At 75.2% G+C, this 19,915-nt stretch carries 16 protein-coding genes; 6 read left to right on the top strand and 10 right to left on the bottom strand.

Annotated features, from left to right (window positions below; all coding sequences use genetic code 11):
* Positions 1-64 precede the first annotated feature (64 nt).
* From CP967_RS03410 to CP967_RS03430, 5 genes are all read left to right on the top strand, one after another.
* Entirely contained in the window at positions 65-3,898 is a 3,834-nt protein-coding gene (locus tag CP967_RS03410; protein ID WP_150486495.1) for a CHAT domain-containing protein, read from the top strand.
* A gap of 67 nt (positions 3,899-3,965) precedes the next feature.
* Positions 3,966-4,700: a response regulator transcription factor gene (locus CP967_RS03415; RefSeq protein ID WP_150491678.1), complete on the top strand. Its 735-nt coding sequence runs from the start codon at positions 3,966-3,968 to the stop codon at positions 4,698-4,700.
* Positions 4,701-4,785: 85 nt separating this feature from the next.
* A complete protein-coding gene (locus CP967_RS03420; protein ID WP_150491679.1) occupies positions 4,786-6,732 on the top strand; it encodes a sensor histidine kinase in 1,947 nt (648 codons plus the stop codon).
* Between the two features lie 101 nt (positions 6,733-6,833).
* A complete protein-coding gene (locus tag CP967_RS03425) occupies positions 6,834-7,205 on the top strand; it encodes a hypothetical protein (RefSeq protein ID WP_150486496.1) in 372 nt (123 codons plus the stop codon).
* Between the two features lie 96 nt (positions 7,206-7,301).
* Positions 7,302-7,907, top strand: coding sequence for a class F sortase (locus CP967_RS03430; RefSeq protein WP_150486497.1), 606 nt, complete (start codon positions 7,302-7,304; stop codon positions 7,905-7,907).
* On the opposite strand, the gene CP967_RS03435 is transcribed toward CP967_RS03430, so the two are convergent.
* From CP967_RS03435 to CP967_RS03465, 7 genes are all read right to left on the bottom strand, one after another.
* Positions 7,900-8,841 carry a MerR family transcriptional regulator gene (locus CP967_RS03435; protein ID WP_150486498.1) on the bottom strand — a complete coding sequence of 314 codons (942 nt, stop codon included), beginning with the start codon at positions 8,839-8,841 and terminating at the stop codon, positions 7,900-7,902. The genes CP967_RS03430 and CP967_RS03435 overlap by 8 nt on opposite strands.
* Positions 8,842-8,885: 44 nt before the next feature.
* Entirely contained in the window at positions 8,886-9,899 is a 1,014-nt protein-coding gene (locus CP967_RS03440) for a questin oxidase family protein (protein WP_150486499.1), read from the bottom strand.
* 127 nt (positions 9,900-10,026) lie between these two features.
* A complete protein-coding gene (locus tag CP967_RS03445; protein ID WP_150486500.1) occupies positions 10,027-10,908 on the bottom strand; it encodes an ABC transporter permease in 882 nt (293 codons plus the stop codon).
* Positions 10,905-11,684 (bottom strand): ABC transporter ATP-binding protein, encoded by a 780-nt coding sequence (locus tag CP967_RS03450; protein WP_150486501.1) that lies wholly within the window; start codon positions 11,682-11,684, stop codon positions 10,905-10,907. Before CP967_RS03450 ends, CP967_RS03445 begins: the two co-directional genes overlap by 4 nt.
* Positions 11,678-12,481 carry a PIG-L deacetylase family protein gene (locus CP967_RS03455; RefSeq protein WP_150486502.1) on the bottom strand — a complete coding sequence of 268 codons (804 nt, stop codon included), beginning with the start codon at positions 12,479-12,481 and terminating at the stop codon, positions 11,678-11,680. The genes CP967_RS03450 and CP967_RS03455 overlap by 7 nt, the downstream gene beginning before the upstream one ends.
* Positions 12,482-12,607: 126 nt before the next feature.
* The gene (locus CP967_RS03460; RefSeq protein WP_150486503.1) at positions 12,608-13,237 is read right to left on the bottom strand and encodes a DUF1796 family putative cysteine peptidase; all 630 of its coding nucleotides are present in this window, start codon (positions 13,235-13,237) and stop codon (positions 12,608-12,610) included.
* A gap of 54 nt (positions 13,238-13,291) precedes the next feature.
* A complete protein-coding gene (locus tag CP967_RS03465; protein WP_150486504.1) occupies positions 13,292-14,521 on the bottom strand; it encodes a class I SAM-dependent methyltransferase in 1,230 nt (409 codons plus the stop codon).
* Positions 14,522-14,869: 348 nt separating this feature from the next.
* Here CP967_RS03465 and CP967_RS03470 point away from each other — a divergent pair, with 348 nt between their 5' ends.
* On the top strand, positions 14,870-16,465 hold the full coding sequence (locus CP967_RS03470; RefSeq protein WP_150486505.1) for an amidase family protein: 1,596 nt from the start codon (positions 14,870-14,872) through the stop codon (positions 16,463-16,465).
* Between the two features lie 156 nt (positions 16,466-16,621).
* On the opposite strand, the gene CP967_RS03475 is transcribed toward CP967_RS03470, so the two are convergent.
* From CP967_RS03475 to CP967_RS03485, 3 genes are all read right to left on the bottom strand, one after another.
* The gene (locus tag CP967_RS03475; protein ID WP_150486506.1) at positions 16,622-18,145 is read right to left on the bottom strand and encodes a chitinase; all 1,524 of its coding nucleotides are present in this window, start codon (positions 18,143-18,145) and stop codon (positions 16,622-16,624) included.
* Between the two features lie 323 nt (positions 18,146-18,468).
* Positions 18,469-18,858: a D-ribose pyranase gene (rbsD, locus tag CP967_RS03480; protein ID WP_150486507.1), complete on the bottom strand. Its 390-nt coding sequence runs from the start codon at positions 18,856-18,858 to the stop codon at positions 18,469-18,471.
* The gene (locus CP967_RS03485) at positions 18,855-19,778 is read right to left on the bottom strand and encodes a ribokinase (RefSeq protein WP_150486508.1); all 924 of its coding nucleotides are present in this window, start codon (positions 19,776-19,778) and stop codon (positions 18,855-18,857) included. Before CP967_RS03485 ends, rbsD begins: the two co-directional genes overlap by 4 nt.
* Positions 19,779-19,915: the final 137 nt, after the last annotated feature.

Below are 19,915 nucleotides of genomic sequence, written 5' to 3' on the forward strand. Positions count from 1 at the left end.
GTGTGCAACATCGTAAGGTAGTTGGGCGCGGTAACCATGTGTTCGGGCGAGCGGGGGCAGCGGGGTGAGGAGCGACCGGGACCGGTTTCTGGAAGCGCTCCGGACGCGGCTGGCGTCCGCCTGGGACGCGGACGGGAAGGTGTCCGGTGACGTGGTGACCGGCCCCCGGGCGGACGCCGAACTGTCGGGTCTGCTCCGCGCGTCCGACGCCACCGTCGATCTGGAGGCCCGGCATGCGGCCGGCTGGCTGTGTGTCGCCCGCGCGCAGGCCTGTTCCGGCCCGGCGGCACGCGTCCACGGGGCCATGGCCGGGACGCTGCTCTTCCCGGTGTGGGTGGCCGATCCGGAGGCGGTCCCCCCGGAGCTGGCCGGGTCCTACGCGCTCGCGGACCCCGCGAGCCTGCCGGACCCGGCGCACGCCGACGGTCCGCCCGAGTGGTCCGCGCAGTGCGCCGCGGCGGTGATCGCGGTCCGGGGCGGGGAGCAGCGGCCCCCGCCGGGCGCCTCCGAGGAGTTCCTCCTGCTGCACCGGGCCGCAGAGCAGGTGCGCGCCGTGGCGCCCACACGGGAGGTGATGCTGAGCATGGCGGTCGGATCGGGCCGGCTGGCCGTCCTGAGCAGTTCCGGGAACGATCCGGCGTACGGGACGCGGATCTCCGATCTCGCCCTCGCGCTGTTCCTCGCGGCCGAGCACGAACCGGCTCTCGGTGTGGACCGTGACGCGGCACTGAGGCTGACCCTCCGTGCGCTCAAGCGCCTCCCGGACGGGTCCGCCGACCAGCTGTCGCTGCTCAGCGATCTGGGCGGCCGTTTCCTGGACCGCTACCGGTGGTCGCACGATCCCGAGGACCTCTACGAGGCGGTCGGTACCGCCCGGGAGGTGCTGGGCCGGCTGCCCGCGCACAGCCCCCTGCTGCCCTCCTGCCGCAATGCCCTGGGCAGGGCGCTGCTGGCGCTGCGGCTGCGGGAGGGCAGTACGCCCGAGGAGTGCGACGAGGTGGTCGCCCTGTTCCGCGAGGCGGCGCCCGGGGATCCCCGGGGGCCCGCGGCGGCGGCTCTGGATCTGGCGGTGGGGCTGACCCTGCGCCATCAGCGCACCGGGCGGCCGGAGGATCTGCACGAGGCGGTCGGGGTCCTGACCGGGGCGTCGGCCGCCGCCCGGGATCCGCAGGAGCGCGCCGGTCTCGCCGTCGTCCTGGGCAACGCCCTGCGGGCCCGTTTCCCGCTGTCCGGTGACCCGGCCGACCTGGACGCGGCGGTCGCCCATCTGTCCACGGCCGCCGCCCTGTCCGCGGAGACCTCCGGCCCGTCCCCCCGCGCCGCGACGCGGCTGCTTCCCGAGGCGATGGCCCGGCACGCCCGGTACCTTCTCGATCCCGAGGGCAACAGCGCCGATCTCACCGAGGCGCTGCGGCTGCTGCGGCGGGCCGTGCGTCTCCTGCCCGCCGGGCACCCCGAACGGCCGGTGGCCCTGGACGATCTGGGCACGGTGCTGAGCACCGGTTACCAGCGCACGGGGGACGCCGAGGAGCTGAACGAGGCGGTCCGTTTCCTCCGGGAGTCCGTGGCGCTCACCGTGCCGGGGCACGAGATGCTCGGGGTGCGGCTCCTCAACCTCGGCACGGCGTTGGGCCTGCGCCACCGGCTGACGGAGGACGGCGAGGACCTGCGGGAGGCGCGGGAGTGCCGGCGCCGGGCCGCGGAACTGCCCGGCGCGGGGACCGCGCACCGGGCGACCCTGCTCGCTTCGACGGCCATCGGCCTGATGACCGGTCAGTCCAGGGCGGCCGACCCGGGAGCGGAACTGGACGAGGCGGTCGGCCTCTTCAGGGAGGCGCTCGCCCTGACTCCGGCGGACTCCCCGCGCTTCACGCCCCGCCGTCTCAACCTGGCCATGGCGCTCCTGGTCCGCCACGGGGGGAAGGGCCGGGCCAGGGACGCCCGGGAGGCGCGCAGGCTGGCCGACGCGGTGGTCGCGGCGCTGCCCGAGGACGCCCCCGATCTGCCCGGCGCCCTGGTGGTGGCCGCCTCCGCCCGTATGGCGGCCCCCGGTTTCCCGGTGTCCCCGTCGCTCCTCGACGAGGCGATCGCCCTGTTCGGCCGGGCCGTCGGCCTCACCCCGCCCGGTCATGCGAAGCGGGCGCTGCGGCTGTCGAACCTCGCCCGGTGCGTACAGGGCCGCGGGGTCCGCCGGGGAAGGCGTGCCGACCTCGTGGAGGCGGCCGGGCTGTACCGTGCCGCCGCCCTGGAGGAGCAGTGCCCGCCCTTCGAACGTCTGGACTCCGCCCGGTCGTGGGGCGATGTCTGGGCGGAGCTCGGGGTCTGGGACCGGGCTCTGGAAGGGTATGTGACCGCGGTCGACCTGCTGCACTCCGTCGCGCCCCGCCATCTGGTCCGCGACGACCAGGAGTTCCTGCTGGGCCGGACCGTGGGGCTCGGGGCCGTGGCGGCCGCGGCCGCGGTCCGCTGCGGGCAGCCCGTGCTGGCCGTGGGGCTCCTCGAACAGGCCAGGGGTGTGCTGCTGTCGCACGCCTTCGACGCCGACAGCGATCTGTCCCGGCTCCGGGAGGCCGACCCGGCCCTCGCGGACCGTTTCGAGGAACTCCGCGGGGCCCTCGACTCGGCGACCGGGACCTTCGAGGAGATGAGTGACGAGCCCACGGGGGCGGACGGCCCCGCGGCCCGGACCCGGACAGCCGGGGCGCGCGCCGACCGGCGCCAGCGGCTGGCCGCCGAGTGGCGGGAGCTCACCGCCCGGATCCGTGCCGAACACCCCGGGCTCGGCCTGCTGCGTCCGGTACGGGAGTGGCACGAGCGGGAGCTGTTCGCGACCGCCGCGCGGGGTCCGGTGGTCCTGGTCAACGTCTCCTCGTACGGCAGTGACGCGCTGGTCGTCACCGGGCGTTCCGTCGAGGTGGTGCCGCTCCCGGAGCTCGATCCGCACACGGTGTCGGTGCGCGGGCAGGCGTTCCGGGAGGCGTTGCTCACGACGGATTCGCCGGGGGTGTCCCTGCGGCGGTCCAGGCAGGCCCAGCAGGTGGTGCGGGAGACACTGGCGTGGCTGTGGCGGTCGGCCACCGGGCCGGTCCTCGGCCGTCTGTCCGTCCCGGCCCGGTCCACCGGGCCCTGGCCGCGGATGTGGTGGGTACCCGCCGGGGCCCTGGGCACCCTGCCGCTGCACGCGGCGGCCCCCGCCGACGGCGGGCCCGGCGCACTGGACCATGTGGTCTCCTCCTACACCCCGACCCTGCGGGCCCTGCACCACTCCAGACAGCGGGTCGCCCGCCCGGCCGGCCGTTCCGGGGCACTCGTCGTCGCCCTCGGCGGGACGCCCGGTCTCCCGCCGCTGTCCGGGGTGCTCGGTGAGGCCGAGCACGTCGCCCGTCTGCTGCCCGCGCCGACGGCGCTGACCGGTGCGTCCGCGACCCGCGCCGCCGTCCTCGCCGCTCTGCCCCGCCACGCGTACGCGCACTTCGCCTGCCACGCCCTGGGCGATCTCGAACAGCCCTCCCGCAGCCGGCTCGTCCTGCACGACCACGCCGAACGCCCGCTGACCGTCCGGGACATCGCCCGGCTGCGGCTCCCGTCGGCCCGGCTCGCCTACCTCTCCGCCTGCGACACCCTGCGTACCAGTCCCGGACTCGCCGACGAGGCCGTGCACATGGTCAGCGCCCTGCAGATCGCCGGTTTCCCCCACGTGGTCGGTGCGCTGTGGCATGTGGACGACACGATCGGCGCGGCGGTGGCCCGGTCGGTGTACGAGGCCCTGGGGACGGCCGGCGGCGGGCTGGACGCCGGCCGGACGGCCGAGGCGCTGCACACCGCCGTACGCGGACTGCGCGACACCTATCCGCTGACCCCGGGCCTCTGGGCGTGCCAGGTGCACGCCGGCCCCTGATCCCGCGCCCCGCCTGCGGAAGGAGCCGGACGCGGGCTCCTCTACGATCGTCCGGGTGTGCGCACACGTGATGGTCGCCGAAGACGACGAGAAGCAGGCCGAGCTGATACGCCGGTACCTCGAACGCGAAGGGCACACGGTGACGGTGGTCGCCGACGGCCTGAGCGCTCTGGAGGTGGCCCGCCAGGGGGCGCCGGACCTCATCGTCCTGGATGTGATGATGCCGAAGGCCGACGGGCTGGACGTGGTGCGCGTCCTGCGCGCCGAGGGGCGGGAGCCGGCGGTCCTCATGCTGACCGCCCGGACCACGGAGGACGATCTGCTGCTCGGTCTCGACCTGGGCGCCGACGACTACATGACCAAGCCGTACAGCCCGCGTGAACTCATGGCGCGGGTGCGTACGTTGCTGCGGCGCACCCGGCGCGGGGCGGGACGCGGCGCACCGGGGGGCGGGGAGGGCGGTGGCGGCCGGACCCTGCGGGTGGGGTCCCTCACCGTCGATCCGCCCCGCCACGAGGTGGCGGTCGAGGGGCTGCGGGTCGAGTGCACCCCGGGTGAGTTCCGGCTGCTGGCGGCGATGGCGGCCGAGCCCGGGCGGGTCTTCACCAGGGAGCAGCTCCTCGCGGAACTGCACGGGTTCGACCGGTACATCAGCAGTCGCACCGTCGATGTGCACATCATGAACCTCCGCAAGAAGATCGAGCGGGCTCCCCGCCGGCCGGTCCGGCTGCTGACCGTCTTCGGCGTCGGTTACAAGCTGGTGGACCCGGCGAAGGACGCCTCACGTGCGCACGCCCGCTGATCCCGGCGCCGGGCCTGACGGGTCCGCCGGTGCCCGCGGGGGCGGGCGGGGGCGGGACGCCTCGGAGGTCCGGCGGCGGCTGCCGCTGCGCAGGAGCCTGCTGGGGCGGCTGCTGGCCGTGGCCGCGCTCGTCGCGTCCTGTTCGGTGGCCGCCACCGCCTGGCTGGCCGTGCAGACCACGTCCGGTGCGATCGAGCAGGAACAGGGCCGCAACCTCACCGCCGACACCCGGGTCCTGGACACCCTGCTCGGTTACGCGGCGACGCACCCCGCCTGGGACGGTGTCGGTGCGACCGTCCGGGAACTGGCCGGCGCCTCGGACCGCCGGATCACCCTCACGACGCGGGACCGGCGGGTCATCGCCGACTCCGCCGGGGCCTCGGACACTCCCCCGGCGCTGCCTCCGCAGGCCTCGGCGGTCGTGGACCCGCTGTCCGTGACCGCGCTGGCCTCCGAGTCCGGGACCGCCGGCATCGGTGGGGCCTCCCTCGTGGGCGGTGACCGGATCGACCCCCGGGCCGTGGGACCGTTCCGGCTGCCCGAGGCGGAACGCGCCTTTCTGCGGCGCGCCGCAGAGGAGGCCGTGCGGTGCCTGGGCCTGTCCGGGATCGCGTCGGACGTCGTCGAGGGTCCGAGCGGGCGGCCGCGGGTCCAGGTCGTCGGCAACGATCCCGACCGGCTGCGGAGCAGCAGCTGCCCGACGGACGACCTGGACCGTGCCACCGCGACGGAGCGGGAGGCGCTGGCCGCGCTCAACGACCTGGTCGACGCGTGCCTGGACCGGCAGGGGCGCGAGGCGGTACGGCTCGGTCTCGACCTGTCGTGGGACTCGGGTGTGTCCTTCCCCTCGCCCGCCCCCGCCGAGCCGCCGTTCCCGGGGCCGGTCCCCCAGCCGAGTGTCAGCGTTCCCGTGGACGCCCTGCCCACGCCCGCCCCCACCGCCTCCCCCGGTGACAGCGAGGTCGACCGGGACATCGCCTCCTGTGTCGGCATCGCCCGCCAGGAGCAGCTCAGCTCCCATGTCGCCTCGCCCGCACTGCTGTTCATCACCGACCCGGGCGGCGGGACGGTACCCGGGTTCGAGCTGTCCACCGCCAACACCGCGAAGATCATCGGGGTCGCGGCCCTCGTCCTCGCCCTCACCGTCGGCGCGTCGGTCCTCGCGGGGGTCAGGCTGGTGCGTCCGCTGCACGCGCTGACGGGGGCGGCGCAGCGGATGCGGGACGGCGAGGGCGTCGAGCGGGTCGAGGTGGCGGGGGACAACGAGATCGGCCGGCTGGCCACCGCCTTCAACGACATGGCGGCGCACCGCGCCCGGCTGGAGGAACAGCGCAAGGTGATGGTCAGCGACGTCGCGCACGAACTGCGTACGCCGTTGAGCAACATCAGGGGCTGGCTGGAGGGCGCCCAGGACGGTGTCGCCGATCCCGACGCGGCGTTCGTCTCCTCACTGCTGGAGGAGGCGGTGCAGTTGCAGCACATCATCGACGACCTCCAGGACCTGTCGGCGGCCGACGCCGGGGCCCTGCGGCTGCATCCCGGCCCGGTGCGGATCCGGGAGCTGCTGGCCCAGGTCGCGGCGGCCCATCAGGCGCGGGCCGAGGAGGCGGGGGTCCGCCTGGCCGTGGCCGGCGCGCCGGAGGGGGCCTTGCCGCCCGTGCTCGTCGCGGACCCGGTCCGGCTGCGCCAGGCGGTCGGGAACCTGGTGTCGAACGCCGTACGGCACACCCCGGAGGGCGGGCGTGTGACGCTGCGCGCCCGCGCCGCCGGGGAGACGGTGGTGGTGGAGGTCGCCGACACCGGGAGCGGTATCGCGCCCGAGGACCTTCCTCACGTCTTCGACCGGTTCTGGCGCGCCGAGAAGTCCCGTAACCGCCGCACCGGGGGCAGCGGGCTGGGGCTCGCCATCGTCCGCAAGCTGGTCGAGGCGCACGGCGGGACGACCGGGGTGGCCTCCACGGTGGGAGAGGGGTCGGTCTTCACCCTGCGGCTGCCGGCCGCCGGCCCTGATGCGACGGACACGGCGTCCTGACAGGTTTCTCACAACTCCGTACCAGGGTGGGGGCACGCCCGGCACCCGACGCGTGCGATCGCGCGGAGAACACCGACGCCGGGCGGGAATCGGAGTCATCCATGTCCCTGCGTCCGACCCTGCGCACCGCACTCCTCGCCGCCGTCGCGGCCGGTGCGGTGCTGTTCCCGGCGACCGCGGCCGTCGCCGACGGTTCGCCCGCCCCGGCGCCCGCCGCCGACGGCGATGCCACCCCGGCCCCCGCGCCCGAACCGGCCGAGCCGACCGCGCCGTCCGAGCCGACCGCGGTCCCGGAACCGTCGGTGTCCGTCCCGGCGGGCACCGTGCCGCGCGGCGGTGTGGACGCCGGTGAGCGTCCGGCCGAACGGTCCGGGACGACCGCGCTGTACGGCTCCGCGGCGGGCGCGGCCCTGCTGGCGGGTGCGGGCACCTTCGTGCTGCGCCGCCGCTCCGCCGCCCGGCGCGAGGGCTGACCCTCACGACGGCGCCGCTCCGCGTGCGGGGCGGCGCCGTCCCCGTGCCCGCCCCGCCGGGCCCCCTTCCCGCCCGTCCGACGTACCGGAGTCCCCATGTCCCTCGTCCCGTACCCGTTCTCCCGCGCGGTCCTCTCCGCGGCGGCCGCCGGTCTGGTGCTCGTCACCGTCGCCGGCTGCGCCGGGACCGGTACGCCCGGGCCGTCCACCGGCTCCTCCTCGTCGTCGCCCGCCGCGCGGCCCGCCGAAGCGTCCGAGGCGCCGGCTCCGGCCCGCCTCAGGGTGCCGTCCCTGGGGATCGACAGCGCGCTGATGCGGCTGGGCCTCAACAAGGACGGCACGGTGGAGGTGCCGCCCGCCGAGCGGGGCATGACGGCGGGCTGGTACACGGGCGGGGCGGTGCCCGGCGAACCGGGGGCGGCGGTCCTCATCGGGCACAACGACACACGCTTCGGACGGGCCGTCTTCCACGACCTGAAGGACATCGCCGAGGGTGCGGAGATCACGGTGACCGGCGCGACGGGCGAGGAGGCCCGCTTCACGGTGGACTCGACCCGGACCGTACGCAAGGACGCCTTCCCCAGCCAGGAGGTCTACGGCCCCTCCCCCGCCCCCGTGCTCCGGCTGGTCACCTGTGACGGCGCCTTCGACGCCGAGGGCCATCCCGTGGACAACCTCATCGTGTTCGCCACGCTCAGCTGACCGGCGCGCCCTCCAGCGCCGCGGCCAGCCACGGGTGCACGGGGGCCAGAGAGGGGAGCACCTGCCAGCCGTTGACCACCCAGACCAGTTCCCAGTAGCGCTCCACCCGGGGATCGACGACCGCGGCCCGGTACTCCGCGGCCATCCACCGGCGGAACTCCGCGCCCGGTTCACGGCTGTACGCCAGGGCGAACCGGCGCACCAGGTCGTCGGCGAGGAGCGCGCCCTGCGGGCTGTGCGGGCCGTGGCCCGCCTCACGCGCCTCGGTGACCCGCTGCCGGGCGTACGCCGTGAGTTCCTCGCCGGCCCCGGTCTCCACGGCGAGCGGGGCCCCGCCGGCCGAGGACGCCGTGGTGCCGCTCATGCACCGGCGGAAGTCCTCGTCGCCGAGGAGCCCGGCGAGTTCCACCCAGGCGGCGATCTGGTCGCCGGTGGGGTCGTCGGGGAGTTCGGGGGCGGCGGCGCGGACCATGTCGCGGACGGCCGGGTCCGCGCCGGTCCCGGCGAACGCGGCGTCGGTGAACTCCTCGACCAGGCGCCTGCGTTCCTCGCCGGACAGCTGGGTGAAGCGGTGCATCAGTGTGGTCTCCTCGGGTCCTGATCCGCGTGCGGCCACCGCTCGCAGAACGCTCCGGCGCATCCTCAGCGTCCGGATCTGTATGTCCACGGCGTCCGCGTGCACGGCCGCGGCCCGGGCCACGGTGAGCGTGCGGTCCAGCACGCGGCGCACCGTGGCGAGGTCCATGCCGAGTTCGCGCAGGGTACGGACGAGTTCCAGCCGGAGGAGGGCGTCGAGGTCGTAGAGCCGGTAGCCGGCGGGGCTCCGGCCGGCCGGTACGAGCACCCCCTCGTCGGAGTAGAAGCGAATGGTCCGCACCGGCACACCGGTGCGCCGTGCGAGTTCACCGATCGGATAAAGGCTCGTACCGTCCATGGCTCCACCCTGCACCCTCCAGTCACTGGAGACTCAAGGGCGGGTCATTCCAGCGGTTCGCCGAGTTCGACGGCGCGCAGGGCCGCCGTGAGGGCCTGTCCGTCGCCGACGTCGCGGGCCGTGTCGGTGAACTTGAGGACGTGTTCGTCGCCGTGGGCCACGGCGAGTTCGACGGCCTCCTCCCAGGTGAGGGCGGTGGGGGGCGGGGGGCAGGGGGCGGGGGCGCCGGGGGCGTACATCGCGGTCACCGCGGCGGAGGCCGCCCAGGCGGCGTGCAGGCTGGGGATCCACAGGGTGTCCGGCAGGGCGGGCAGGGTGCGCAGGACCGCGTTGGGGGCGGTGGCCGCGTGGACGAGCATGACCGCGTCGCCGTGGCCGTGGGTGGTGTACCGGTGGGTGGCCGCCGCGACCAGTTCGGTGAGCAGACGGTGTGCGTCCCGGGGGCCGGTGACCGTGGCGGGCCACACGGGCAGGGCGGTGACCCGGCCGAGCCGTGCGGGGAAACCGCCCTCCGGGGCGTCGACCGGTTCCACCGCCTCGAGCGCGTCCGCGGCGCGTTCGGCGCCGGGCAGTCCGCGGAGTTCTCCCAGGGGGTGGTGGCGGGCGGCCCAGTAGCCGAGGCCGTGCGCGAGTTCGGTCAGGCGCGGTGCGGTCTCCTCCCCGGACGTCAGGGTGCGTACGGCGTGGCCGACCCGGATCACGGGGTGTGTCGACCCCCCGTACATGCCCGGCAGGAGCCGGGGCCACCACCGGGCGAGCACCTCCCGCCAGGGGTGCTCGGCGAGTTCGCGGCGGAAGTACCCGATCCAGTCGCCGGCCCGGCGCGGATCGCCCAGGGCGGCCCGCCGGTTCGCGTCGGTGATGCGTTCGACGGTCCGGGGGAAGTCCTCCAGCCGGGGGGCGTAACGGTCGATCCAGCGGTGCAGCGCTCCGCCGTGGCCCCGGGCGGCGAGCGCCTCGACGGCCATCGGGGCGTGGTTGGTGAGCCGTCCGAGCCGCTCGGGCCCGTGGCCGTGCAGGCGCTCCAGCGCCTCGTCGAGGGTGTCTGTCCTGTCCATGGACGGCACGCTAGGAGGGAGGTACGCGAAGCGGATCGGGCCCGGGGCCCAGGACCGGGCGGAGTTCCGCCCGGTCACCGGTCCTAGGACGGAAGGGGGTCCCGGGCGGGTCCTTTGGGCGGCGGGCTCAGGAGTAGCGGGTGACCAGCCCCCTGCGGCGGAAGACGCGGAGCATCCGGGAGAGGGCGAAGAGGCTGACGGCCAGCAGTACCAGGGTCCCGGCCGTGGCGGCGCCGAGCTGCCCCCAGGGGATCGCGTGGCCGGCGGCCAGTTCGCGTCCCGCGGCGAACGCGTGGGTGGTGGGCAGGAGTTCGGCGACCGGACGCAGGACCGCGGGCAGGGTGGAGACCGGGTAGAAGACCCCGGAGAGCGGCATCACCACGGACAGGGCGCCCCAGACGAGCGCTTCGGCCCCGCTGCCGTAGCGCAGTACGAGGCCGACGACCAGCAGCGCCACCGACCAGCCGCAGACGAGCAGCAGGGCGGCGACGGGGATCAGTCCGATGCCCAGGGCGGTGACGTCGAAGGCGTAGGCGGCGTAGGCGAGCACGGCGACGGCGAGGGTGCTGGCGGCGGTGCGTACGAGGGCGAACAGCCCGACGCCCGCGAGGTACTCCCAGTCACGCATCGGGGTGGCGAGCAGTCCCAGGATGTTCCGGGACCAGGTCTCCTCCAGGAAGCCGGTGGCCAGGGAGATCTGGGTCTGGTGGACCAGGTGCCACAGGACGGTTCCGCCGAGCAGGTAGACGGTGAAGGCGGCCGTCGCGTCCGGTGCGCCGCCCGCCTTCTCGGCCGCCTGCGCGGCGAACAGGCCGATGGAGCCGTAGAGCAGGGTGTCCACGAGCGGCCAGACCAGCACGTCGAAGAACCGGTGCGGGCTGCGCCGGAGGACGAGCCACTGCCGGCGGGCGATCGCCAGCATCCGGTGGACGGACGCCTGGGCGGGGGACCGCAGGGCCGGGCCGGCGGGGGCGGGCGGTGCCGGGGCGGGGGTGCTTGCGGATGTCATGCGGTGGCGTTCCTCTCACGGTCGCGTTCTTCGGCGAGGTGCAGGAACACGCCTTCCAGGTCCTGCCGGCCGAAGCGTTCGGCGACGGCTCCGGGGGTGCCGTCGGCGGCGATGCGTCCGGCGTGCAGGAAGACGACCCGTTCGCAGAGCCGTTCCACCTCCACCATGTCGTGGCTGGTGACCAGGAGCGCCGTGCCCTGTTCCTCGCAGAGCGCGAGCAGGGCGGTACGTACCCGCAGGGCGATGTCGGGGTCGAGCGACGCGGTGGGCTCGTCGAGGACCATCACCCTGGGGTGGTGCAGCGCGGCCTTGGCGATGCCCACCAGCGTCCGCTGCCCGCTGGACAGTTCGGTTCCGATGGCGGCCGCGATGTGTCCGATGCCGAAGCGTTCGAGGGCCGCGTCGACGGCGGCGCGCGGCTCCCGCAGGCCGTACAGGTCGGCGTAGAGGCGCAGGTACTCGCGGACCCTGATCCGGTCCGGCAGCGGCAGGTACCCCGCGACGAATCCGAGGCCGCGCATGGCTTCGGCGCGGTGGCGGGGCAGGCGGTGGCCGAGGATCTCCACCCGGCCGGCGTCGGGCTCGACGGCTCCGAGGCACATGAGGAGCGTCGTGGTCTTGCCCGCGCCGTTGGGGCCGAGCAGTCCGAGGCGTTCGCCGGCGTGCAGGGTGAGGTCGATGCCGTCGACCGCTCGTCCCCGGCGGTACTCCTTGACCAGGCCCGTCGCCCGCAGGACGACGGGCCGGCGGGGTGCGGGGGCGTGGGGGGTCAGCATGCGGGGGCCTCAAGGCCCGTGCCGGGGGCGGGCCGGGGGGCCGGGGGTTCCTGGCCGGCCGGGCGGCTCTCCAGGGACCAGATCGTCTCGGTGCGCAGCGGCCCGGTGCGGGCGAGGAAGTTGCCGTGGTCGGCGGCGAGCGGGGCGAGCTGGGAGCCGTGGCGGAGTACGGCGGCGCGTTTCGCCGCCCAGCGGGTGTCGTCCAGGGTCAGGGTGTGCCGGACGGTGAGCTGATGGGTGGTCAGCAGGCCCTGGTAGGCGGTTCCGTAGTCGGGGTCGCGGGTCAGCGCCTGGTCCGCCTCAGGCGTGCCCCATTCGGGCAGGTGTCCGGTGTAGGGGAGGTCGGCGTACACCCAGGGCGGCGGCGCGCCCTGTTCGGCGAGGACGTCGACGGCGAGGCGGCGTACGGCCTCGTGGTCGGGCTGGTTGGTGCCGAGGGGGGCCAGGACCAGGGTGTCGGGCGGCAGTTCGCGCAGCAGCGCCTCCAGGTGGTGGAGGGTGGCGCCCTCGGGCGCGTACGGGCCGTCGGGGTGGTCGAGCACGGTCTGCCCGACGCCCAGCAGGGCGCAGGAGGCGGCGTCCTCGGCGCGGCGTTCGCGGTGGGCCTCGGCCGCGGAGGAGAAGCCGCACTGGGCGTCCCACCAGGAGACGGGGGCGTCGGGGGCGGGCGCGCCGCCGTGGACGGTGACGACGTCGACGGGGCCGGGGAGGTCGGGCAGGAGCCCGGCGAGGGAGAGCGCCGCGTCGTCGTAGTGCGGTGAGAGGACGACGGTACGGGCAACAGGGCGGGGAGACAAGGTCGTTCGGGTCCTTCGGGTCGGGGGTGGCGGAATCGGGGAGCCGGCGGGGGCCGCCGGTCCCGGGGCTCCGGGCGGAAGGGAGGTCCGCGGGCGCGAGCCGGGCGCCCCTTCCGCCCGGAGCTCTCAGCCGGGGCGGTGGAGGCGGGAGGCGAGTGCGCGGTCCCAGGCGGCGTCGTCCCCCTGCCAGTGCCCGGGGACGTGCGGGACGGTGTCCCAGGCGACGGAGTCCGGCAGCAGGGCCGCCTCCTCGGGGGAGGGCGGTGTGCGGCGCAGCCACAGGAGGTCGAAGCGGTGCCCCGCGTCCTGCTGCCCGAGGGCGGTGTGGAGGCGGCGCAGATCGTCCGCGCCCGCCTGGTCGAAGGCGTCGTGGTGGACGTACAGCACCCGGGCGCCGGATGCGGTCATGGTCCGCCAGCGTTCGGCGAGGTGGAGGAACTTTTCTCGTACCGAAGGGAGTTGACGGTCCACGTCGGCCTGGGTCAGGCGTCCGTCACCGGCTTCGGCCCGGAACTCGTGGTAGAAGCGGATGTCGGAGCCCCGGTCGAGCACACAGGAGCCGTCGTCGAAGGGTTCGCACCGTCCGGGCCCCAGGACGTCCCGGAATCCGGTGCCGAGGGCCTCGACGACGGCGGGGAGCGGGAGGTCGAGCCAGTCGAAGTAGTGGGCGCGGGGGTCCGCGGTGATCCGCCGGATCTGATGGGTCGACTCGCAGTGGTGGCCGAGTCCGACGCAGTGGCCGTGGTCGGGGGTCATGGGGTGCTCCGGTGGGGACGTGCGGCGCGCGGTGGGGGTGCCGGGCCGGGCCGCTCACGCGGCGGGGGGCCTGCGGCGCAGGAGGACTCCGGTGCTGCCGCGCTTGCGGAGGTGGGCCCGGCCGCCGCAGACGGTCTCCAGGGCGGGGCGTACCAGCACGGTCTCGTCGATCTGCTCCCAGTGGGGCGAGGCGGCCAGCCAGGGGCGCAGCGAGGTGTCCAGCGCCTCGGGTTCCAGGGCGACGAAGACCAGGTCGGCGGGGAGCGCGGTGAGCAGCTCCGGGTCCTGTCCGTAGTAGAGCATCTCGATCAGCAGGTAGGCCGATCCCGTCAGGCGCGGTGCGCGGGCGAGCTCTTCGAGGCCCTGGGGGTGGACACGTACGGTGTCCACGCTGCCGGGCCCCTCGGCCAGCCGGGTACGGAAGACGGGGTTGGGTTCGGTGGCCTCGACGGTGTAGCCCTTGCCGGCGAGCCGGCCGGTGAGGGCCCCTTCGCAGGCGCCGACCTCGACCAGGGGGCCGGCGCCGGGGTCGCGGAACCGGGCGATCCAGGCGGTGGTGGCGTCCAGCCGCTCGGTCTCGTACGGGGAGGAGGCGAACTCCCAGGGGTCGGGTACCGCGGCGGCCTCGTCGTCGAGGCTGGCGAGCAGGGCGAACAGCCGGAGCCGTTCGCCGGGTCCGGCCGTGAAGTAGCGCTCGGTGGTGGGCACCCGGCCGGTTTCGACCAGGTGCTGCGGCGAGTCGGATTCCAGCAGGTGCCGGGCGTGGCGGTTGACGAAGTCCAGCTTGGCCGCGACGGGGCCGCGGCCCAGGGGGCGGTCCAGTTCGCTGACGAACTGGAGGTAGGGCGAGTAGCCGACGGCGTGCCACACGGTGGCGCCCCCGGCGGGGGGCGCGGTGTCCAGGGCGGTGGCGAGGTCGTGGCCGACGCGGCCCCGGCTGCGGCGGTTGTCGGCGGGCGAGTGCGTCCAGACCCGGACGGGCCGCCCGGCCGCGGCCCGTGCGAGGGCGTCGCCGAGCGCGCCGGGTCCGGGCGACGCGGCGCTCTCGTCGGCTTCCCGCACCTGGCCGGCGAGCAGGGCGAGGCGTTCGGCCAGGGGCATCGCGGGCGGCATGAGGAGGTGCTCGCCCCGGTCGGCGAGCAGTACGTGCACCTCGGGCGGATCGTCCGGAGCGGCGTCGCCGCCGGGGCGGGCGCTGTCGTCCCCGGGCGGGGGCGGGGTGAGTACGGAGAGGAAGTCGAGGACGGCGTCCTCGGCCCTGAGTACCACCACGATGTCGGTCACAAGCGGTTCCCATCAGCAGGTGCGGCGCGAAGGCGGGCTCGACGCGGGCAGGGCGGAGCCGGCCGGGACGACACACGCCGCCCGGACCGGGTGGGGTGCCGGCCGGGCCGCGTGTGATCGCGGAGTCGACGATAGGAGCCCTCACCACAATTGGTCTAGACCGGTTCTCCGGCCGGATTGGGGCAAGATCCGGCCATTCTTCGGCGTTCGCGCAACGCGCGCGGCGAAGTTCCCCTCCAGGTGGCGGGCTCCGCGCCGGAGGAGGTACCGGACACGGATCCCGGCAGGCCCGCGGACTCCCCCGGCCCGCCCTTGCGCCCGGGCCGGGGCCTGTAGTGCCCTGGCCCCATGAACAGAAGAAGCATCGCGGCACTGGCCGCCGCCCTGGCCGTGACGCCCCTCCTGCTGAGCGCGCCCCACGAGAGCGCCGAGGCCGCCGAGGGGCATGGCGGCGCCCTGCCGCCGTCCGTCCGCTCGTCCCGCGTCCTGGGCGTGGACCTCGGCACGGTGACCATCCCGGAGTTACAGGCGCGCATGGACCGCGGGGCGCTGACCTCGTCGGCGCTGACCCGGGCGTACCTGCGGCGCATCGAGGCCGTCGACCCGGCGATCGGCGCCGTCCTGCGCACCGACCCCACGGCGCTGCGGCAGGCCGCCGCCAGCGATCTCCGGCACCGGCGCGGCACCACCCGGGGGCCGCTCGACGGAATCCCCGTCCTGCTCAAGGACAACATCGGCACCCGCGGCCTGGCGACGACGGCCGGATCGCTGGCGCTGGCCGGGAAGCCGCCGGCCGAAGACGCCGCCCTGGTGACCAGGCTGCGGGCTGCGGGCGCGGTGGTACTCGGCAAGACCAACATGTCGGAGTGGGCGAACTTCCGTGCCGCCAGGCCCACATCGGGCTGGTCCGCGGTGGGGGGCCAGACCCGCAACCCGTACGTGCTGGACCGGAACCCGTGCGGTTCCTCGTCCGGGTCGGCGGCGGCGCTCGCCGCCTCGCTGGCCCAGGTGGCCGTCGGCACCGAGACGGACGGCTCGATCGTCTGTCCGGCGGGGATGAACGGTGTCGTCGGCCACAAACCGAGCCTGGGACTGGTCAGCGGCTCCGGTGTGGTGCCGATCTCCGCCGAGCAGGACACCGCGGGCCCCATGGCCCGCAACGTGACCGACGCCGCGCTCACCTTCGCGGTGCTCAGCGGCACCGGCCCCGCCGGGGTGTCCGCCCACACCGGGACCGAAGGGCTGCGGGGGAAGCGGATCGGCCTGTGGCGGCTCCCGTCGCTGGGGCCGGAGGTGGACGCCCTGATGGTCCGTACGGCGCAGAGGCTGCGCGGGGCGGGCGCCGAGGTCGTGGAGGTGGCCCTGCCGTACCAGGAGCGGCTCGCGGAGCTGGAGTTCCCGGCGCTGCTGAGCGAGTTCCACCGGGACATCGACGCCTATCTGGAGACCCGCGACGGGCCCCGCGACCTCGCCGGACTGATCCGGTTCAACCGCGCCCACCCGGCCGAGCGGACCTGCTTCGCCGGCCAGGAGCTGTTCGAGCAGGCGCTCGCGGCGCCCCCGGTCACCGACCCGGCCTACCGGGCGATGCGCGCGGAGCTGACCGATCTGTCCCGGCGGTCCGTCGACGAGACCATGGCCGCCCACGGCCTGGACGCCATCGCCTCCCCCGCCAACCCGCCGGCCTGGACGACGGACTGCGCGCGGGGCGACAACGACGTGATCCCCTCGTCCACCCCGGCGGCCGTGGCGGGTTATCCGTCGCTGTCCGTGCCCGCCGGGCGGGTGGGTGAACTGCCCGTCGGCCTGCTCCTGATGGCCGGTGACCGCCAGGACGCGGCCCTGCTGTCGCTGGGGGCCGCGGTGGAGCGCCGGCTGGACGCCTGGCGGGCGCCGCGTTATCTGCGGACCGCGCCGGGCGGGGGGCCGGTCGCGTCCGGCTGAACTGGGCGGGGGCCCGGTCACGTCCGGCTGAACCGGGCCCCTGCTCCGGGGTGCCGCGGGCGGTCCGGGGACCTCGCCGCCCGCGGCGTCCTGCGTACGCCGTCACACGTACACCGGCACCCGGGCCCCGGGCCCCGGGAGCCGGCCGTCCGGGGCTCAGCAGGCGCCGAGGTCCTGCCAGACGCCCCACTGGCCGGTGGTGCCGGGCTCCTCGCCCGTCGTCCACCACTTGGCCTTCCAGGTGTGGCCCTTGTGCGAGACCTGCTGGCCGCCGGTGTAGACCGTTCCGGCGGACCAGGGGCCGGCCGTGCACCGGCCGCCGGTCCCGCCGGTGACGGTCAGGGTGTAGTCCGCCGTGTGCGCCCCGGACGCGCCGGCACCGGTGACGGTGATCCGGTAGGTGCCCGACGCCACCGCGCCGGTGGTGGCGAGAGTCAGTGTCGAGGTGCCCCCGGCCGTGACGGTGGCGGGGCTGAGCGACGCGGTGACACCGGCCGGCGCCCCGCCGACGGTCAGCTTCACCTCCTGCGCCTCGCCCCTGGTCACGGCGGTCCTCACCGTGGCGGTGGCCGTGCCGCCCGCCGCGACCGTCCCGGCGGCCGGTGCGGCCGTCACGGAGAAGTCGTCGGCCGGCTGCCCGCTCCCGCTGGTGAACGGGGCGAAGATCCGGCTGAAGTCCCAGGTGTTCTGTTCGATGCCGGAGCAGTGGTCGGCCGCGGGGCCGCCGGGGCAGCCGCCGTTGTCCCGCTGGAGCGCCCAGAACGACAGGGTGTCGATGCCCTTGTCCACCGCCCAGGCGTACACCTGGCGGGCGTTGTCCAGGGTGAAGGTCTCGGCCGGGCCGAAGTCGTCGACGCCGGGCATCTCGGTGACGCCGACCATGCCCCACAGCTGGCTGTCCGTCTTGCCCGGGTAGAGCCGGGCGAGCTGGTCGTGAAGGCCCTGCGCGGCCGTCTCCGTGTCGTCGGCCATGTCGTGGGAGGCGTTGTCGTAGTAGTCGAACGTCATGATGTTCACGACGTCGACGCGCGTCCCGTTGGCCACCGCGTTCCGCAGCAGCGCGTAACCGCTGTCGGCCAGGCCCCGGGTGGTCGTCGGCAGGGTGTAGGAGATCTCCAGGGTGCGGCCGTTCGCCGCCGCCCAGTCCTGGAGCTTCTTGATCGCCTTGTTCCGCCGGTCGATCCCGGCCGTGTTGTCGAGCGCGTCGACCTCGATGTCCATGTCGAGCCGGGTGACGTCGTAGGTCGTGACGACCTTCTGGTAGGCCGCGGCGATCTGGTCGACGTCGGTGCAGCTGTCGGCGATCTCCGTGCCGGTGGTGTCGGCGGTGTAGCCGCCGAACGACGGGATGACGTCGCCGCCCCTGGCCTGGATGGTGCGGATGTCGTCGCCGAAGCCGGCGGCGGAGATCGGCAGGCCGGTGTCACCGTTCCAGTAGGGGGTGCAGGAACCTCGGGTCGCGGTCTGCAGGAAGGCCATGGTCAGGTGCTTCGTGCCGGACGCGGCGGCCAGGTCCGCGGGGCTCTCGCCGGTCCAGGACTCGAAGTACGGGGCGAAGACGTGGTCGGGCAGCGGGGTCGCCGCCTCGGCGGAACCGGCTCCCAGCACGGCCATGCCTGCGGCCGCCACCGTGGTGACGGCCGCGGTCACCAGCGCGCGGACGGATCGTGAACGTCTCATGTCTGTCCCAGCTGTCAGGCGTCACACCGGCAACTCCGGTGTGACGCAAGGGCGTTGGGAAGGGGATATCGATCTCGTCGGTGACATGTCAATGGTCTGGACCAAGTAAGGACTAGACCATTACCGAGGCTTGGGAACGCCTTTTCCTCCGGGCGTCGGGAAGGCGTCCGGGAGCCGTCACGCCGCCGGGCGCCCCATCCGGGCGGGGGCCGGAAGGAGAGCCCGGCGGGACCCTTGGAGGAGAGCCGGGCGGGGGCGGGGAGGAGACCCTGTCGGGGCCTGGGAGGAGACCCGGGCGTGGCCCCGGGCGGAGGGCGCCACGCTCAGAAGAAGACCCCGCAGCGCAGCAGCACGTTCGCGTAGGGCCGGGCCTCACCGGTCCGTACCACCAGCCGGGCGTGAGAGGTGCGCCGCTTCAGTTCCTCGTGGGTGACATGGGTCAGGCCGTCGAGGCGGGCCGCGAGCAGCGCGGCGGTCTCCGGGTTGGCCTCCCGTACCTCCTCCGCGGCCGTGGCGCCCTCCACCACCAGTTCGTCCAGCAGCCCGTCGAGCACCTCGGCGAACGCGGGGACGCCGGCCCGGAAGGCCAGGTCGACGACGCGCGGGCCCGGCGGGACGGGCATCCCCGCGTCGCAGACCAGCACCTCGTCCCCGTGGCCCAGTTCGGCCAGCGCCCCGGCGAGGTGGCGGTTGAGGATCCCGGCCTTCTTCACGGTGCGGCGACCTCTCCGGCGGTGGGGAACGACGCCTGCGCGCCTTCCCGCGTCACGGCCGCGGCCCCCACCCGTACGGCGAACGCGGTGGCCTCGGCGAGTGGTTCACCCAGGCCGAGGCGCCAGGCCAGGGCGGCGGTGAAGGCGTCGCCCGCCCCGGTGGTGTCCACGGCGTGGACCTTCGGGCTCGGTACGCGTACGTGGCCGCCGGTACGGCTGTCCGCGACCAGCGCGCCCTCCGCGCCCAGGGTGACGACCACCGAGCGCGGGCCCTGGGCGAGCAGGGCCGCCGCCCAGTCCTGCGGGGCGGGGCCCGCCGCCTCACCCAGGATGGAGCGGGCCTCGTGTTCGTTGACGACCAGCGGGTCGCAGGCCGCGAGCACCCCGTCGGGCAGCGGGGCGGGCGGGGACGGGTTGAGGACGAGCCGGGTGCCGGGGGCGAGGACGCGGGCCGTCTCGGCGACCGTGGCGAGGGGGATCTCCAGTTGCACCGACACCACCCGGGCGGCGGCGAACAGCGGGGCCGCCGCCCGGATGTCCTCGGGGGTCAGCCGGGCGTTCGCCCCCGGGGAGACCACGATGCTGTTGTCGCCCGAGGGATCGACGGTGATCAGGGCGACGCCGGTGGGCGCCCCGCCGACGAGGATCCCGCCGGTGTCGACGCCCGCCTCACGCTGCGAGTCCAGCAGCAGACGGCCGTGGGCGTCGTCGCCGACCCGGGCCAGCAGGGCCGTGCGGGCCCCGAGGCGGGCGGCGGCCACGGCCTGGTTGGCCCCCTTGCCTCCGGGGTGGACGACGAGGTCGGAGCCGAGCACCGTCTCCCCCGGTGCGGGGCGGCGTTCGACGCCGACGACCAGGTCGGCGTTGGCCGAGCCGACGACCAGCAGGTCGTACGGGAGGGGCGCGGGGTCCTCGTGCATGGTGCTGTGCTGCCTTCCGTGGGGCGGGCGGGCCGCCCTCTTCCCGGGAGGGGGGGCGGGTTCGGAGCGCTGGGGCCGTTCGGAACCCCGGGGCTGTTCGGGCCCTGGGGCCGTTCGGGCCCTGGGCCGGGTGCGGG

This window comes from Streptomyces nitrosporeus, from assembly GCF_008704555.1.
Classification (GTDB): domain Bacteria; phylum Actinomycetota; class Actinomycetes; order Streptomycetales; family Streptomycetaceae; genus Streptomyces; species Streptomyces nitrosporeus.